The sequence below is a fragment of the Burkholderia sp. AU31624 genome (assembly GCF_020420065.1).
Taxonomy (GTDB): Bacteria; Pseudomonadota; Gammaproteobacteria; order Burkholderiales; family Burkholderiaceae; genus Burkholderia.
The window spans coordinates 577792-594771 of sequence record NZ_JAIZRT010000005.1 but is presented as its reverse complement, the minus strand read 5'-3'; the positions used below and the strand labels follow the sequence as shown (position 1 = coordinate 594771).

The following is a 16980-nucleotide window of genomic DNA, read 5'->3' as shown; positions in this document are numbered from 1 at the left end:
CCGCATGCGCGGCATCATTCGGGTCGGTGACGCGACGAGCCATGGCGGCCAGGTCGTGACCGGCAGCGCGGTCAGTGAAGTGATGGGGCGGCCGGTCGCCCGGCTCGGCGACACGTGCGTCTGCCCGATCTCGGGGCATCAGGCCTGCTTTATCGCCGAAGGCGATCCGCAGGTGATCGTCGACGGAAAACCCGCGGCGTTCGATGGTCACAAGACTTCGTGTGGCGCGACGCTGATTTCGAGTCTGGCGTCGTCCGGGCGGGATTGAGTCGTTGGGACGATTGTCACGACGTACTCGCCATGGGGAGTGAAGACGCGGGTTCCGGTTCCGGCCGGGCTCCGGTGCCTGCTGGTCGACAGCCAACGTATTGCTGACCAGCTTGATTAGGAATATTCATGTCCCGTCTCACTCTTGTCAGACACGTCGAATCCGTTGTGATCGCGACAGCGACAATCCTGTTGGTCTTGCCGGTGCGTGCGGAGATGAACGCCGCATCGACGCAAGCCGTCGAGGGTGCATCCGCAGTCCCGTGCGTGGCCCAGGTCGTCGGACTTGCATGGCTCAATTCGCTGCAACGGCGCGACTATCCCACCGAGTGGCAACTGCTGTGGACGCTCGGGCTGGTCAAGCCAAATAGCAACGACGATATGGTGCGGACCAAGCCCGCGAAATACACGACCTTGCAACCGATATCCATCGTCGCGGATGGTAGCCGGGGCCGTGAGTCGTTTTCCGGGTTCTATGAAAAGTATGTCAACGAACTCCTGGTACTTTTTCGCATTCGCTATTTCGTGAACAGCGACTACTTCTATACCGTCAGCTCGCGCTGGCGATGGAATTGGAGAGAGCTGGCTGGCATACACGTCGAGCTGGCCATTCCCGGCGATCGACTGAACCCCAAGCGGGCAGCGTCATATTTGCGCGGCGAGATTGCAAGCATGTTCGAAATCGGCAACCCGTCCGCAAAAGATCTGTGGAGCCGCGATACGCCACCCGATGTCCACGTGACGTCAGGTCAAGGCAACGCCGGCTTCACGTCGCTGAACGCCGCACTGGATTATCTGGCCGCTCACCCCGACAAAAGCGTCTGGGTGATGAACTGGGACGCGCCGAGCTTTCCGCCGCAGGATGAACAGATCAACGAGAACATGGTGCTGCTGTTCCTCGCCGGCCCGAATCTGGAGACCGAGCGCGAACCACTGGCCTGGATCGGCAAGGCCGCACGAAGCAACATCGACGATTTCGAGACGAAGCAAGGTACGAGCCGCGTGGTGCAGGCATGGGCATCGACGATCGACGCGGCGGCGAGCAACGCAGGCGTCACGGTCTCGTCACTGAATTACGTCATTCACGACGCAGGCAAGGGCAGCGATGCCGCATCGACAAGGGCCGCCGTGTTGTCGCGATCACTGACCGAGGTGCGGCCGGGATACGACCTTCACACGCAGACCTTCAATACGTCGGCATTGCTCGGTGACATGGGTGCCGGCGCGGCCTTGACCGATGTCGCGTTGGCGATCGGCCGAGCGAAGCACCTCGGCGGAAACGTACTCGTGGCGGGAACGACCGACACCGAGCATCCGACGGCAGTGGTGGTGGTCGCACCGTCGAAGCTGACGCCGATCGACACCAGCAAGAACTGGTTCCGTGCACGCGGTGAAAACAACGCGTACTTGCCGTGGTGGGGCCGTCGTCATGATGCACGTCCGGCGTCGCAGGGCTATTCGGAGTAAAGCCCGCCACAGGACGATTGTCTCAATGTATCGCGCGTCTGCATGACGGGCTTCGGCGGACTCGCCGCCGCTTGATGCGTCGCGACAATGGTTCTCGCGCATTAAGCAATCTGTAACAATCAGTGGAATGGCCAGAGGTCAATTCTTTCAAAATACTTTCTGTTATTCGCTACCTACGTTTCCCGAGAATTGCAGGTCCTCGCACCATCAAGGCATTTGTCCTCACGTCACCGGGAGCCGTATCGAGACTTCCATCGCATACATTACGAAGCGTATGGATATTGAAAGATTCGCATCTCTTGACGCACCGCGTCGTCGCCCTTTATTGTCCGTCTGCCGCACGTGAGAGAGCACGGCGGCAATCGCGGATGCGCGCCTTGCGCGCATGACAACACGCAGCAGAAAGCAGAAAAGGAAACGTGGTAGCCACATGAAGCCGCTCTTCGACGACAAGAACTCCGATGCGGTCAGCGATCGTCCTTCCACCCCGTCTTCGTCACCCGTCGCCGTGCCCGCCGCCGCCGTTGCCGTGCCGGCTGCACGCCCGGCGGAGAACGTCCGCCTGATCACCGTCGACGAGATCGACCAGCTCGGCGCGACGCAGGGCACGCGGATCGCGGCCTTCTCCCAGCAGATTCTCGCCAGCGTCCGCGCGTCCGATGCCGACCAGTTCGGCGACAAGCTCAACGAACTGATCGCGACCGCGAAGGGGCTCGACCCGCGCGGCGCCGACAAGGGCGGGCTGCTCACGCAGGTCACGCGGCTGTTCCGCTCGACCAAGGAGAAGCTGCTGTCGCAATACGAGTCGGTGAGCAAGCGGATGGACACGCTCGTCGTCGAGCTCGAGAACCATGCGCAGCGCCAGAAGGCCGGCATCGACGAGCTCGAGCGGATGTACAACGACAACTACGCGCTGCACCAGGCGCTCGCGCAGTCGAAGGCACACGGCGAAGCGGCGCTCGCGGCGCTGCGGGCGCATCTCGCGGCCGGCCAGCAGCCGGTGGACGACGCGTTCGCCGCACAGCGCCTGCTCGACGTGAAGCGCACGGTCGACGCGCTCGAAAGCAAGCTCGACGACCTCGACCGCGCGATGCTGATGTCGAAGCAGCTCGCGCCGCAGATCCGGATGGAGCAGGACCAGAAACGCACGCTGACGTCGAAGTTCATGACGATCAAGACCGTGCTGATCCCCGCGTGGACCAACGCGTTCGCGCTCTACCTCGAGCAGCTCAGCACGAAGCGCGCGGCGGCGCTCGCCAATGCGACGTACGACGCGGCCGACGAGGCGATCCGCGCGCAGGCCGACCTGAACCGCCAGAACGCGCAGGAAGTCGCGAAGCTCGGCCAGCGCCCGGTGATCTCGACCGACACGTTCGAATACGCGCAGCAGCAGCTGTTCGGCGCATTCGACGACATCACGCAGATCATCGCCGACGGCCGCCGCCAGCGTGAGCAGGACGCACCGCGCCTGCGCCAGCTCGAACAGGACCTGATCACCCGATTCGCTCCGAAGCACAACTGAAAGAACCGAGAGAACACCGCATGATTACGCTTGAGAAACGCGCGGCGAAGGTCGCGATCGTCCTCGAAAAACGCCAGATCCTGAAGCCGCCCGTCGTGCGCGTCGGCGCGGCGCTCGACATCTCCGGCTCCGCGAAGCCGCTGTACCAGTCGGGCGTGATCCAGGACACGCACGACCGGATTCTCGGCATCGCACTGAAGTTCGACGACAACGGCGAAGTCGATACGTGGACCTTCACCGAAGGCTACGACCGCCTGCCGACCGCGACGCCGGACAACTACGGCTCGTATATTTCCGACCACGTGCTCAACGCGCGGATCGACAAGTGGGGCGGCACGCAGTACGCGCCGGTGATGAACGACATCGTCGACTTCTTCTTCCGTGCGCCGGAGCCGTCGCCGAAGCGCGAAGAGAAGCGCGGCTTCCTGAGCCGGCTGTTCGGCGCAGCGGACGAGGCGCCCGCGCCGGCCGCCGCCGCGCCGGTGAACGGCCATCTGCCCGCATGGGTGCTGTTCGTCACCGACGGCCAGAACCCGAAGAACGACCGCAAGCGCGTGCGCCAGCTGCTCGCCGAGTCGCAGCACTACCCGCTGTACTGGTCGCTCGTCGGCGTCGGCGATCCGAGCGAATTCGGCTTCCTCGCGGAAGTCGCGGACGAGATGCCGAACGTCGGCTTCCTGCATCTCGAATCGCTCGACGTCAGCGACGAACAGATCTACGACCAGCTGATCACGCAGGAATTCTGCAACTGGGTGCGCGCGAAGTAAGCGCAGCCCGCCCGCCTTTTATCCCGAACTCGATTACCCCCATCATGTTGAAAGACTTCAAGATCCCGTTGTCGCTCACGGTGCTCGCGCTGATCGCGGCCTATCTCCTCGGCGGCGTGAAGGACATGCTGATCGTCGCGGTCCTGTCGGTGCTCGAAATCTCGTTGTCGCTCGACAACGCGGTCGTCAACGCGTCGGTGCTCAAGAACTGGTCGGAGAAGTGGCGCAACCGCTTCATGGTGTTCGGCCTGCCGGTCGCCGTGTTCGGCATGCGGCTCGTATTCCCGCTGCTGATCGTCGCGGTGATCGGCCACATCGGCATGTGGGACGCGCTGAAGCTCGCGATCGAGTCGCCGGCGCAGTACGCGTCGATCCTCACGTCCGCGCATCACCAGGTCTCGGCATTCGGCGGCGCGTTCCTGCTGATGGTGTTCTTCAAGTTCATGCTCGACACCGAGAAGGACGAACACTGGATCGGCTTCCTGGAAGGCCCGATGAGCCACCTCGGCCGCATCACGGCGCTGGAAGTGGCGCTGACGCTCGCCATCATCATCGTCGCGTCGCTCTACGTGCCGGCAGCCGAGCAGGTGGCCTTCCTGCTCGCGGGGGCGTTCGGCGTGATCAGCTTCGTGATCGCGCACGGCATCGGCGACCTGATCGGCGGCGAAGAGACGGGCACGCGCGTGGTGCGCGAAGGCGTCGCGGGTTTCATGTATCTCGAAGTGCTCGATTCGTCGTTCAGCTTCGACGGCGTGATCGGTGCATTCGCGCTGTCGAACAACATCTTCCTGATCGCGCTCGGCCTCGGCGTCGGCGCGGCCTATATCCGGGAGATGACGCTCGTGCTGCTGAAGAAGGGCACGCTCGCGCAATACCGTTATCTCGAACACGGCGCGTTCTGGGCAATCGGTGCGCTCGCAACGATCATGTTCCTCGGCGTGAAGTTCGAGGTGCCCGAGGTCATCACGGGCCTGGTCGGTGCGGCGATGATCGCGGCGGCCGTGTGGTCGTCGATCGTCGTGCAACGCAAGGAAGACCGCACGGCTGTAGCGGGCGAGTGACCCCGCGTCGCGTGCGGGTCGAACACCATCCACGAGGGGCCGCGCAGGGCGGCCCGGCATTGCCGCCGGCACAACGGCGGTTCCAGCAGAAGAGGTTCAGATGATCAATTTGTCGAAAGGCGGTCGCGTCAACCTGTCGAAGGAAGCGCCCGGCACGCAGAAGTTCCGCATCGGTCTCGGTTGGGATGCGAACGCGACGGACACGGGTACGGACTTCGATCTCGACGTGTCGGTGTTCCTGTGCAAGTACGACGCGCAGAGCAATCCGAAGCTGATCTCGGATCAGCACTTCGTGTTCTACAACAGCGAAGTGCGCACGATGGAGCGCAAGGACACCTTCATCCAGCCGGGCGACGATTTCCCGAAGCGCGGGATGCCTGCGTCGAAGTGCCTGGGTGTCGTGCATAGCGGCGACAATCGCACGGGCAGCGGCGACGGCGACGACGAGGTGATCTTCATCGACATGACGAAGTTGGCCGCGGACATCGAGGAAATCTCGGTGGTCGTGACGATCGACCAGGCTGAAGCGCGCCGCCAGAATTTCGGCCAGGTGCGCAACAGCTACATCCAGATCGCCGACGAAGTGTCGGGCGCGGTGATCGCGAAGTACGCGCTCGAGGAAGACTTCTCGATGGAGACGTCGGTGCAGGTCGGCAGCTTCTATCGCCGCGATGGCCACTTCATGTTCAAGGCGGTCGGCGCCGGCTACAACCGTGGCCTGGGCGACTTCGTGCGCGCGTACGGCGGCGCGGTCTGACTGGCGGCAGCCCGGCCGGCGGGATACCGCCGCGCCGGGCAGGAAGCAGCGATGACGAATCCGTCCGACGAGCCGAAGCGGCTCGAGTTCGATACGACGCCCGAGCGCACGCCCGGGCGTCTTGCGTTCGACGCGCCGCCCGCGGCCGCGGCGCCGGTTGCGCGCGGGCCCGAGCGGCCTGCGCCGCAGGCGCTCGACTTCGGGCCGGCGCCCGCGTCCGGCAAGACCGTGCGAACGGCGCCGGCCGAGGCGGTCGGCCGTGCGGTGTTCGGCGAATCGAACCATCCGCAGCTCGAAGCGTGCTTCCGCGCCGCGCAGGCCAGCTTCCCGAATCTCTATCCCGACTACGCGCCGCGCATCGAGCGGCACATCCGGCAACTGGTGCCGCTCAAGCTCGCGACGATCGCGACGATCGGTGACGGCGCGCTGGAGGCGGCGGGCAACCTCGTCGAAGCCGTGGCGGCCACGACGCGCGAATTCAACGAACTCGGCGCGGCCGACATGATGGCCGGCATGCTCGCGCAGGCGACACGCAAGGCCGGCATGTTCGAACGCTGGTTCGGCGCGGCGACAGGCCATGTCGACTATCGCGCGGCGATCGGGGCGCTGAAGCAGTCGCTCGGCTTCTTCCCGCGGCGCACCGAGGACCTGGCTGCGAAGGTCCGCCATGCGGAAGAAAACCTCGTGGTCGTGCTCGCGGCGCTGAGCGCGGTGTCGGACGTCGTGCGTGCGCCGGACGACGCGGGTGTCGAGCGCACGCTGTTCGACCGCCGTAACATCGTCGGGCAGGCGGTGCAGCAGATCCGCATGCAACCCGCGCAATTGCGCGGGCTCGACGAGCGCGTGACCGATCTGCTGTCGCGCGCCGATCACCTGATGAACGTCGTGCTGCCGGCGGCGTTGGCGGCGCGGCCGCAGCGCTGAGAGCACACGGCGCGACGGGCACGAACGCGTGCGCTGCGGCGCGCGTGTTCGCTGCGCAGGCCACGTCGCGTCACGCCATTTCACGTGCGCTGGCCCGAGTCTGCTATCTTCCCGGGCATCTCATCGCTTTCCCGCCGATTCTCCATGACTGACCGCATCGTTGCCGCATTCGATTTCGACGGCACCATCACGACGACCGACAGCTTTCGCCATTTCGTCCGCTATGCGGTCGGCACGCCGCGCTTCGCGTGGGCCGGACTGCGCGCGCTGCCGTGGATCATTGCGATGAAGGCCGGGCTGCTGTCGCGTGGCGATGCGAAAGCGAAATTCGCGTCGTTCGCGTTCGGGCCGGTGCGCGAGGATACGCTCGATGCACAGGCGCGCACGTTCGTCGACACCTATCTGCCGAACCTCGTGCGCCCAGAAATGCTCGAACGCATCCGCGAGCATCGGGCACGCGGGCACGAAGTCGTGCTGGTGAGCGCGTCGCCGTCGCTGTATCTGGAGAAGTGGGCGAAGACGGCCGGCTTCGATGCGGTGCTCGCGACGCGGCTGGCGTTCGAGCGCGGCGCCTTCGCCGGTCGGCTCGACGGCGAGAACTGCTGGGGGCCGCAGAAGGTCGTGCGGCTGCGCGGGTGGTGGGGCGACCGGCCGCCGAAACAATTGTTCGCGTATGGCGACAGCCGCGGCGACAAGGAAATGGCCGAACTCGCGAACTGGTCGTGGATCCGCGGGCAAGGGCCGATGCCGCCGATCGGCGGTTGAGGCGGTGCGTTACGCGTCGGCCTGAGCCTGGCGCGCAGCGCGCGCCGGACGATAGCCGCCCCAGCGATTCGCCCGCGCGAACGTGCCGACGTCGTTGAAGCGCACGCCGACTTCACGCAGCGCCGCATGCGCGGTGCGTGCGGTCAGCTGACGGATGTAGAACGGGTCGCGCACCACGAAGTGATGGATCGCGTGCGTGCTGCCGAAGTTGAAGCAGAACAGCTGGAACGGCAGCATCCACCACGGGTTGAGCACCTGCGTCTGCTGGATCACGTTGCGCGAGTCGATATCGCCGAAGTAATGCATGTTCGAGCTGACGAAGTTGATGCAGAAGCTGCGCACGAAGTTCGGCCCGAGCCACACCACGGCCAGGAAATCGACGACGCTCATCGTGCGCTCGACGACGGCCGGCACCTTCACCGCGTAGCCGAACGCGTGCAGCGCGAACAGGCCGACGTGATAGACGATGAACGCGTGCCACAGCACGTAATACACGTGACCGACCGGCATGTACGACGACACCTGCTCGACGCGCAACTGCAGGCGCTCGGACGGATCCTGCACCGGCTGCGCGGCCACGTACTGCTTCACCTTGCGGCGCATCGCGGTGGGCCGCAGCACGACGGCGAGCATGCCGTCCGCGATCATCAGCAGGCGCTTCACGCCCCAGCGCTCGCCGTTCGTGATGCCGTATTCTTCGAGATCCGATTCGCCGCCCGACACCTTGTGGTGATGCAGGTGCATGCGCCGCCGCGTCCACGGGTTGATCGTGCCGGGCCGCGTGAGCCAGCACAGCGCCATCATCAGGTGATAGGCCCACGGCGTCTTCTTGAAGTACATCAGGTGGATCAGGTCGTGCTCGAGCTCGTGGATCAGCGACGTGACGAATGCGGCGAGCGGCAGCGCGACGTACCACGCGATCGCGCCGCGCGCGTACAGCCATGCGATCGCGAGCATCGCGCTCACCGAGACGGCCATCACGGTCGCGCCGACGAGGTTCTGGTTGTCGAGCAGCGGAAAGCGCGCGCGAATCGCGTCGCTCGCGGCGTTGACCTCGCGGCGGACGTACGCGACCTTGTCCGCGTCGTGGCGAAAGGCGGTTCGTGCGGGTTGGCTCATTGACCGGGATTCCTGCGGAAAGGGTGGGGCGCAATGCCGATGTGACAAGCATAGGCGCGCACCGGACCGCACGCGAGGGCCGCCGGTGCCAATGGTGGTGTCATTTCGGGCCACGATGGCCGGCCGGCGCGGCTAGAGTCACGCCCCGGTGTCATTGCGGGCCAGCGACGCTACAATCCGCCGAAACCGCTCCGGAGTCCGCCGCATGGTCCTGTCCGTCCCGGATGCCGCGCGCCAGCTGAACAAGGCGACGGTGTCGTCCGCGTATGCGCTGTTCATGCTGATGCTGGCCGAGGAGCGCGGCATCGACGGCGGCCGCGTGCTGGCCGGTTCGGGCGTCGAGCGCGACCGGCTCGCGCAGCCCGATGCGCGCATCACGCCGCTGCAGCAGGCGGCGATCGTGTTCAACCTGCTCGACGCGACGGACGACCCGTCGATCGCGATCGAGATCGGCCTGCGCAGCAGCCTGACGAAAGCGGGACTGATCGGCTTCGGGCTGATGAGCTGCGCGACGCTCGGCGAGGCGATCGCGCTCGGCATCCGCTATCTGCCGACGCGCGTGCCGTTCTTTTCGGTGCGGCTCGCGCAACTCGACGGAATCGTCGACATCGACGTGTTCGAGGCGTTTCCGCTCGGCCGGCTGCGCCAGTTCGCGGTCGAGAACTTCCTGGTCGAGACGGCGATCCTGTTCAACTCGCTGCTGCATCCGGTGCCGGGGCGCACGCTGCAGTCGCGTGCCGAACTCCATTTCGAATGGCCGGAGCCGCCGTGGTTCGAGCGTTATTGCGCGCGGCTGCCGCGCTGTCATTTCGACGCGAGCGCGAACCGCATCCGCTGCGATGCCGCGTTGCTCGACGAGCCGATCGGCACCGCGAACGCGCACACCGCGCAGATGATCGTGCAGCAGTGCGAGGCCGAGCTCGCGCGGCTCGGCTATGCGGAAAGCATCGTCGAGCGCGTGCGCAACCTGCTGATCTGCGGCGAAGGCGGCTATCCGTCGGTCGACGACGTCGCGCGCGAGCTGCATGTGTCGGCGCGCACGCTCAAGCGCAAGCTCGCCGAGTACGGCGCGACCTATTCGACGCTGCTCGACGAGATCCGGTTGCGCGACGCGCTGCGGTTGCTCGAAGGCACGCGGCTGCCGGTCGACGAGATCGCCGCGCGCGTCGGCTATACGGATCGCGCCAATTTCACGCGCGCGTTCAAGCGCTGGACGGGCGTCGCGCCGAGCGAGCGGCGCTGAACGCGGTTATGCACCGGCCTGCGTGGCTGGCCTGCCGCGTCATGCGCCGCGTATCACTGTTTCAGACGATCGCGACCCAGTTCGCCCCGCGTCCGCCCGGCACGCGTGCGTGCGGCGACAGTGCGCCGTCGTCCGGCGCGATCGCGTACACCGACACGAATTCAGACTGTTCACCGCAGGCGACGAGCCAGCACCCCGACGGGTCGATCGCGAACCCGCGCGGCTGCGTTTCGGTGGCGGTCGCGTGCGCGGGTTCGAACGTGCCGTCGTCGTTACGGCGATAGCAGAGCAGGCGGCTCGACGTGCGTTCGCTGACGTAGGCGAAACGCTCGTCGGGCGTCAGGTGCAGGTCGGCGGCCCAGACGGACGGTTCGGTGGGCGCGGGCGGCCGCGCATGGCCTTGCGCGAGTTCGGCGACGGCCGGATGGCGCGCGCTCACCCGCGCATCGCCGAGCCGGCCGGTGTCGGGGTCGCGCGCGAACGTCGCAAGCGTGGCCTGGAATTCGCTGACGACGACGAGCGTGCGGCCGTCATCCGCGAATTGCAGGTGACGCGGGCCGAACCCGGCCGGCACGCGCGTTTCGCCATGTTCGAGCGCGCGCAGGCCGGCCGCGTCCTCGACGAGCGCGAAGCTGAACACGCGATCCGAGCCGAGCGAGCTGACGTACGCGAAACGGTTGTCCGGCGACACGATCACCGCGTGCGCGTTCGCGATGCCGCCCGTGACCTGCAGCGGCGTGCCGTCGCCGTCGCGCACGCGCGCGGCGTCGTAGAGGCTCAGCGAATTCCCGCCATACGATGCGCCGAGCAGCCAGCGGCCGCTGCGGTCGAGCGACAGGTACGCATGGCTCGCGTCGATCGCGGTGGTGCCGATGCGCACGAGCGCGCCGGTGGCTGGCACGACGCGGAACGCGACGATCGTCGGCTGTTCGCCGCGCGTCGCGACGTAGAGCCGCGCACGGTCGGCCGGCACGGCGATCGGCATCGCGACGTCGGCCGCGGGATAGCGGGTGAGCGGCGCAAGCGTGCCGTCGGCCGCGAGCGAGAGGGTGGCGAGGTCGCCGTCGGCGGCATTCGAGACGACGACGGTCAGGCGGTCAGTGTTCGGCATGGCGGAGCATCGAGGCGTTCGTGAAGGACGCGTCGGCCGGCAGGCCGCGCGGCGGATCGCTGCGCCGGTGCGTGCGCGCGAACAGCGCGGCGACCGCGGCGACGAGCGAAGCGATCGCGAGCGCATACAGCCCGCCCGTGATCGAACCCGTATGCTGCTTCAGATAGCCGAACGCCGTCGGTGCGACGAAGCCGCCGAGGTTGCCGACCGAGTTGATCAGCGCGATCACGGCCGCGGCCACGCGCGTGTCGAGATAGCCCTGCGGGATCGGCCAGAACAGCGACGAGGCGGCCTTGAAGCCGAGTGCGGCGAAGCAGATCGACGCGAACGACCATACCGGATCGTGCGACGTCGACGCAAACAGCCCGCACGCGGCGAGCACCAGCGCGACCGCGAGCCAGCGCTGCGGATGCTTCCATTTCGACGACAGCACCGCGAAGCCGTACATCGCGCCGATCGCGATCATCCACGGAATCGTGTTGTACAGGCCGACCTGGAAATCGGTGAGCCCGCCCATCTTGCGGATGATCGTCGGCAGCCAGAACGTGGCCGCGTAGATCGTCAGCTGGATCGAGAAATACAGGAAGCAGAACAGCATGATCTGCGGGTCGCGCAGCAGCGCGGTGGCGCGCACCGGCACGTTCGAGCGGACGTCGCGCGTCGCGCGCTCGTCGTCGAGCGCGTTCTGGAGCGCCGTGCGTTCTTCGGCCGTGAGCCAGGTCGCGTCGCGGATGTGCGATTTCAGCAGCAGCCAGCTCGCGCCGCACAGGGCGACCGAGAACAGCCCTTCGATCAGGAACATCCATTGCCAGCCTGCGAGGCCGAAACCGCGGATCGACAGCAGCGCGCCGGTAACGGGCCCGGACAGCACCGACGCGAACGCGGAGCCGCCGAGGAAGATCGCCATCGCCTTGCCGCGCTCCTGCGGCGGCAGCCATTGCGACAGGTACAGCACGACGCCGGGGAAGAAGCCGGCCTCGGCCGCGCCGAGCAGGAAGCGCAGCGCATAGAACGACGTGTCGTTCCACACGAACGCCATCGCGGCCGCGACGATGCCCCACGTCGCCATGATCCGTGCCAGCCAGATGCGTGCGCCGTAGCGCTGCATCAGCAGGTTCGACGGCACCTCGAACAGCGCGTAGCCGACGAAGAACAGCCCGGCGCCGAGGCCGTACGCGGCCGCGCCGATGCCGATCGACGCCTCGAGGTGGCGATCGACGAAGCCGACGTTCACGCGGTCGATGTAGTTCGCGATGAACATGATCAGCACGAGCGGCAGCACGTGCCACTTCACTTTCGAGACGGCGGACGCGAGCGGGTCGCGTCCGGGCAGGGCGGGCGAGGGCGGGTTCAAGCGTGTCTCCGGTCGGGCGGCGGCGGACGGGGCGGTGGCCCGCGTCGGCATCCGGGTGGCGGTCCATGTAGTATGTCGTCGTATGACATGGTACGCCTGAGTGTCGATGAAGACGTCGCGGGTTTACCCGAAAATTACTCAGATATTGGGGAATTTCGTGAGGCGTGTTGGTTGGTTGTTCATGTCTGATGACGTATGACATGAGGCGGGCAGGTGCCGATTGCTGCGTCTTCCGTCGCGGCCCGCACTGCGCGCGCGGGGGCATCGGCCGGGCAGCCCGTCCGGGAGCTGCCGGCGCCGCGACTACGCCATCGACACGACGCTGTTGAGCAGCGTCTTCACGAGCACGGCCTGCCGCGTCGCGCCCGTCTTCGCGAAGATGCCGCGCAGGTGCGCACGCGCGGTGTTCTTCGTGATGCCGGTCGCGGCGGCCGCTTCGTCGAGCGTCAGCCCGTCGACGAGCAGCAGCGCGATTTCGGTTTCCATCGGCGTGAGCCGGAACAACCGGTGCAGCATGTCGCGCGACGTCTGCGGCGACGATGCCGGATCGCGGACGAACACCGCGACGGCGGGCCGGTGCTGGCGGTCCTCCGCACCGCGGTAGGGCGCGAGCGGGCGCAGCAGCACGCTCAACGGCATCGCACCGCCGGGGCGCGACAGCGTGGTGGCTTCGATGCGCGCGAGTGCGCCCGCGCGGAAATGCTCGAGCGCGGCCTGCAGCGCCTTCTGCAGCCGGCGTTCGTCGAGCGGGCAGGATGCGTGGAGCCGCTCCTGGCGCACGCACAGCCCGTCCTGCTGCTCGATCAGCCGCTCGGCGATGCGGTTGCGCTTGATCACGCGGCCGTCCTCGTCGACGATCGCGGTGCCGACGTCGAGCCGGTCGACGGTGCCCGCATACAGCGCGCGTTCGGCATCGAGCACGTCGAACGCCGCGTGCAGCTCGACTGCCCGCTGCAGGTGCGGCAGCAGCGTCGCGACCTGCGCGCGCTCGGTGGCGTCGAAATCGCGGCTGCCGTGCGCGCGGCTCACGAAGAACGCACACTCGACACCACGTTCGCCGCGCAGGTTCGCGCCGAGGATGTAGCGCAGGTCGAGCGGCTGCAGGTACTGCCGGTAGAAATCGTGCGCGCGCCACGCGGTTTCGCCGAACAGCCGGTCGGCCGTGAAGACCTGGCCGGGCGGCTGGTCGAGAAACGGGCACAGCGCGTAGAACTGCTCGCTGTACGACGGCTCGCCGGGCAGCAGCGGGCCATGCGCCGACGCGTTGATGATGAGCCCGTGCCGTGCTCCGCCGGGGTTGCGCAGCACCAGCGTCGTGAAGCGCGCGTCGAGCCGCGCGCGGACCGCTTCGAGGAAGCCGGCCCACGGGGTGGGCTCCGACGGGCCCTGATAGACGAGCCCGAGCCACGCGCTGAGTTCGCGCGCCGTCCACGCCGCGTCGTCGAAGCCGTCGTGCGCGGCCGGGTCGCCGGGCGCCAGCGCGATGGGCATGCTCGTGTTCTCCTTGGTCGGGATGAAGGGTTCCCGGACCAGCATACCGGCCGGCTGGCGGCCCGCGTCATCCGAACGGAGTAGACGCCGCGGGCAAGCGGGCGAGCGTCGGGCCGCCTGCCCGAGGCACTTACGCCGCGCGCTCGCGCAGCAGGTACGCGACGATGCGGTCGGCCGCTTCTTCCGGCGACTCGGTGATCGTGTCGACGCGCAGTTCGGGCTGGGCGGGTGGTTCGTACGGCGAATCGATGCCCGTGAAGTGCTTCAGCTCGCCGCGCCGCGCCTTCTTGTACAGGCCCTTCGGATCGCGCTCCTCGGCCACCGCGAGCGGCGTGTCGACGAATACTTCGACGAACTCGTCGGGGCCGGCCATCGCGCGCGCCATGTCGCGCTCCGCGCGGAACGGCGAGATGAACGACACGAGCGTGATGAGCCCCGCGTCGAGCATCAGCCGCGCGACTTCGGCGACGCGCCGGATGTTCTCCACGCGATCGGCCTCGGTGAAGCCGAGATCGCGATTGAGCCCGTGCCGCACGTTGTCGCCGTCGAGCAGGTACGTGTGCTTGCCGAGCGCGTGCAACCGCTTCTCGACGAGATTCGCGATCGTCGACTTGCCGGCGCCCGACAGGCCCGTCAGCCACACGATGCGCGGCGTCTGCGCCTTTTGCGCGGCACGCGCGGCGCGGTCGACGTCGACGGTCTGCCAGTGCACGTTGTGCGCGCGGCGCAGCGCGAAGTGCAGCATCCCGGCGCCGACCGTGTCGTTGGTGACGCGGTCGATCACGATGAAGCCGCCCGTGTGACGGTTGCGGTCGTATGGGTCGAACGCGACCGGCCGGTCGAGGCTCAGGTTGCACACGCCGATCTCGTTGAGCGCGAGCGTGCGTGCCGCGAGATGCTCGCGCGTGTTCACGTCGATCTTGTACTTCGGCGTCGCGCAGGTCGCGCCGGCCGTCTGCGTGCCGAGCTTCACGAGATACGGGCGGCCGGGCAGCAGCGGCGCGTCGTGCATCCACACGAGCGTCGCCTCGAACTGGTCGGCCACTTCAGGCGGCGCGTCCGCGCGCGCGATCATGTCGCCGCGGCTGATGTCGATCTCGTCGGCGAGCGTGAGCGTCACCGCGTCGCCGGCGCGCGCGAGGTCGCTTTCGCCGCGTTGCGTGATCACCGACGCGACGCGGCTCTCCTTGCCGGACGGCAGCACGCGCACGCGCTCGCCGACGCGGATCTCGCCCGATGCGATGCTGCCCGCGTAACCGCGGAAGTTCAGGTGCGGGCGGTTGACCCACTGCACCGGCAGCCGGAACGGCTCGTCGCGCGTCACGCGCGCGGCGAGCGGCAGCGTGTCGAGATGCTGCATCAGCGTCGGGCCCGCGTACCACGGCATCCGCGCGCTTGGCGCGATCACGTTGTCGCCGCGCAGCGCCGACATCGGGATGCTGACGATCTCCGCCAGCCCGAGCTCGGCCGCGAACGCGCGATAGTCGGCGTCGATGCGCTCGAACACGGCGCGGTCGTAGTCGACGAGATCCATCTTGTTGATCGCGAGCACCACGCGCCTGATGCCGATCAGTGCGACGAGATGACTGTGGCGGCGCGTCTGCGTGAGCACCCCCTTGCGTGCATCGATCAGGATCACGGCGAGATCGGCGGTCGACGCGCCGGTGATCATGTTGCGCGTGTACTGCTCGTGGCCGGGTGTATCGGCGACGATGAACTTGCGTCGCGCGGTCGCGAAGAAGCGGTACGCGACGTCGATCGTGATCCCTTGCTCGCGCTCGGCCGACAGGCCGTCGACGAGCAGTGCGAAATCGAGTTCGCCGCCCTGCGTGCCGACCGTCCTCGAATCGGCCTCGAGCTGCGTGAGCTGGTCGTCGAACAGCATGTTCGATTCGTAGAGCAGGCGGCCGATCAGCGTGCTCTTGCCGTCGTCGACGCTGCCGCACGTGATGAAGCGCAGCAGGTCCTGGGTGGGCGCATGCGCTTCGCCGGAAGCGCGTGAATCGGGTGCGTGGCGCGCGAGCGTGTCGGGCGCGGTGAGAACGTGTGCCATCAGAAATATCCCTCCTGTTTCTTCTTTTCCATCGAACCGGCCGAATCGCTGTCGATCAGTCGTCCTTGCCGTTCCGACGTGCGCGTCTCGCGCATCTCCCGCAGGATGTCGTCGAGCGACGTCGCGTCGCTGTCGATCGCGCCCGTCAACGGATAGCAGCCGAGCGTGCGAAAGCGCACCTTGCGCATCCGCGGCACTTCGCCGTCGCGCAGCGGCAGGCGTTCGTCGTCGACCATGATCAGCGCGCCGTCGCGTTCGACCACGGGCCGTTCCTTCGCGAAGTAGAGCGGCACGATCGGGATGTCGCGAAGCTGGATGTACTGCCAGATGTCGAGCTCGGTCCAGTTCGAGATCGGGAACACGCGCAGGCTTTCGCCCTTGCGCTTGCGCGCGTTGTACAGCGACCAGAGCTCGGGGCGCTGGCGCTTCGGGTCCCAGCGATGCTGTTCCGAGCGCAGCGACACGATGCGCTCCTTTGCGCGCGACTTCTCCTCGTCGCGGCGCGCGCCGCCGAACGCGGCGTCGAAGCCGTAATGATCGAGCGCCTGCTTGAGCCCCTGCGTCTTCCACACGTCGGTGTGCACGGCCGAGCCGTGCGTGAACGGATCGATGCCGTTCGCGATGCCTTCAGGGTTGATGTGCACGCGCAGGTCGAGGCCGAGGCGCGCGGCCGTCTCGTCGCGAAACGCGATCATCTCGCGGAATTTCCAGGTCGTATCGACGTGCAGCAACGGAAAGGGCGGCTTCGCCGGGTAGAACGCCTTCATCGCGAGATGCAGCATGACCGAGCTGTCCTTGCCGATCGAATACAGCATCACCGGGTTCTCGCTCTCGGCGACCACCTCGCGCATGATGTGGATGCTTTCGGCCTCCAGCCGCTCCAAGTGGGTCAACATCGTTCGTCTCCTTGTTTCATGCCGGCGCCGCGCGACATGTGCGGCGTTTCGTGCATGACACCGACGGTATCGGGCGAGCGGCATGCCGCTCTTCGTCCGGGTGGACTAAATCGCGGCACGGCGGTGGAGCGGATCTTTCCTTAGTCCACCCGGACGAAGTGGCGCGCGACGGCGACGCTTAAG

The 16980-nt window shown here is 67.0% G+C and carries 15 protein-coding genes; 9 read left to right on the top strand and 6 right to left on the bottom strand.

Annotated features, from left to right (window positions below):
• Window positions 1–4: 4 nt before the first annotated feature.
• The 8 genes from LGM89_RS21795 (at window position 5) to LGM89_RS21760 (ending at window position 7530) form a co-directional block, all read left to right on the top strand.
• Window positions 5–268: a PAAR domain-containing protein gene (locus LGM89_RS21795; protein WP_089495213.1), complete on the top strand. Its 264-nt coding sequence runs from the start codon at window positions 5–7 to the stop codon at window positions 266–268.
• A gap of 128 nt (window positions 269–396) precedes the next feature.
• The gene (locus LGM89_RS21790; protein WP_226273848.1) at window positions 397–1734 is read left to right on the top strand and encodes a virulence factor; all 1338 of its coding nucleotides are present in this window, start codon (window positions 397–399) and stop codon (window positions 1732–1734) included.
• Window positions 1735–2164: 430 nt separating this feature from the next.
• Window positions 2165–3256 (top strand): toxic anion resistance protein, encoded by a 1092-nt coding sequence (locus LGM89_RS21785; protein ID WP_089495211.1) that lies wholly within the window; start codon window positions 2165–2167, stop codon window positions 3254–3256.
• A 20-nt stretch (window positions 3257–3276) separates the two neighbouring features.
• Window positions 3277–4023, top strand: coding sequence for a VWA domain-containing protein (locus LGM89_RS21780; RefSeq protein ID WP_226273847.1), 747 nt, complete (start codon window positions 3277–3279; stop codon window positions 4021–4023).
• Window positions 4024–4067: 44 nt separating this feature from the next.
• Window positions 4068–5084 (top strand): DUF475 domain-containing protein, encoded by a 1017-nt coding sequence (locus LGM89_RS21775; protein ID WP_089445994.1) that lies wholly within the window; start codon window positions 4068–4070, stop codon window positions 5082–5084.
• Between the two features lie 100 nt (window positions 5085–5184).
• Window positions 5185–5841, top strand: a complete 657-nt coding sequence (locus LGM89_RS21770; RefSeq protein WP_089425818.1) for a TerD family protein — start codon at window positions 5185–5187, stop codon at window positions 5839–5841.
• 51 nt (window positions 5842–5892) lie between these two features.
• Entirely contained in the window at window positions 5893–6765 is an 873-nt protein-coding gene (locus LGM89_RS21765; protein WP_089495208.1) for a hypothetical protein, read from the top strand.
• Window positions 6766–6909: 144 nt separating this feature from the next.
• The gene (locus LGM89_RS21760; RefSeq protein ID WP_089495207.1) at window positions 6910–7530 is read left to right on the top strand and encodes an HAD family hydrolase; all 621 of its coding nucleotides are present in this window, start codon (window positions 6910–6912) and stop codon (window positions 7528–7530) included.
• Window positions 7531–7539: 9 nt separating this feature from the next.
• Here the strand turns inward: LGM89_RS21760 and LGM89_RS21755 are convergent, their stop codons facing one another.
• Window positions 7540–8649, bottom strand: coding sequence for a fatty acid desaturase (locus tag LGM89_RS21755; protein WP_226273846.1), 1110 nt, complete (start codon window positions 8647–8649; stop codon window positions 7540–7542).
• A gap of 205 nt (window positions 8650–8854) precedes the next feature.
• On the opposite strand from LGM89_RS21755, the gene LGM89_RS21750 reads away from it, so the two are divergent.
• Complete coding sequence (locus tag LGM89_RS21750; protein WP_226273845.1) at window positions 8855–9892, top strand: AraC family transcriptional regulator; 1038 nt, start codon at window positions 8855–8857, stop codon at window positions 9890–9892.
• A gap of 61 nt (window positions 9893–9953) precedes the next feature.
• Here the strand turns inward: LGM89_RS21750 and LGM89_RS21745 are convergent, their stop codons facing one another.
• The 5 genes from LGM89_RS21745 to cysD form a co-directional block, all read right to left on the bottom strand.
• The gene (locus LGM89_RS21745; RefSeq protein ID WP_226273844.1) at window positions 9954–11003 is read right to left on the bottom strand and encodes a lactonase family protein; all 1050 of its coding nucleotides are present in this window, start codon (window positions 11001–11003) and stop codon (window positions 9954–9956) included.
• Window positions 10990–12357 (bottom strand): MFS transporter, encoded by a 1368-nt coding sequence (locus LGM89_RS21740; RefSeq protein WP_226207035.1) that lies wholly within the window; start codon window positions 12355–12357, stop codon window positions 10990–10992. The genes LGM89_RS21745 and LGM89_RS21740 overlap by 14 nt, the downstream gene beginning before the upstream one ends.
• A gap of 303 nt (window positions 12358–12660) precedes the next feature.
• Window positions 12661–13848 (bottom strand): helix-turn-helix transcriptional regulator, encoded by a 1188-nt coding sequence (locus tag LGM89_RS21735; protein ID WP_226273843.1) that lies wholly within the window; start codon window positions 13846–13848, stop codon window positions 12661–12663.
• Between the two features lie 130 nt (window positions 13849–13978).
• Window positions 13979–15901, bottom strand: a complete 1923-nt coding sequence (cysN, locus tag LGM89_RS21730; RefSeq protein ID WP_226273842.1) for a sulfate adenylyltransferase subunit CysN — start codon at window positions 15899–15901, stop codon at window positions 13979–13981.
• Window positions 15901–16881, bottom strand: coding sequence for a sulfate adenylyltransferase subunit CysD (gene cysD / locus LGM89_RS21725; protein ID WP_226273841.1), 981 nt, complete (start codon window positions 16879–16881; stop codon window positions 15901–15903). Before cysD ends, cysN begins: the two co-directional genes overlap by 1 nt.
• Between the last annotated feature and the right edge of the window lie 99 nt (window positions 16882–16980).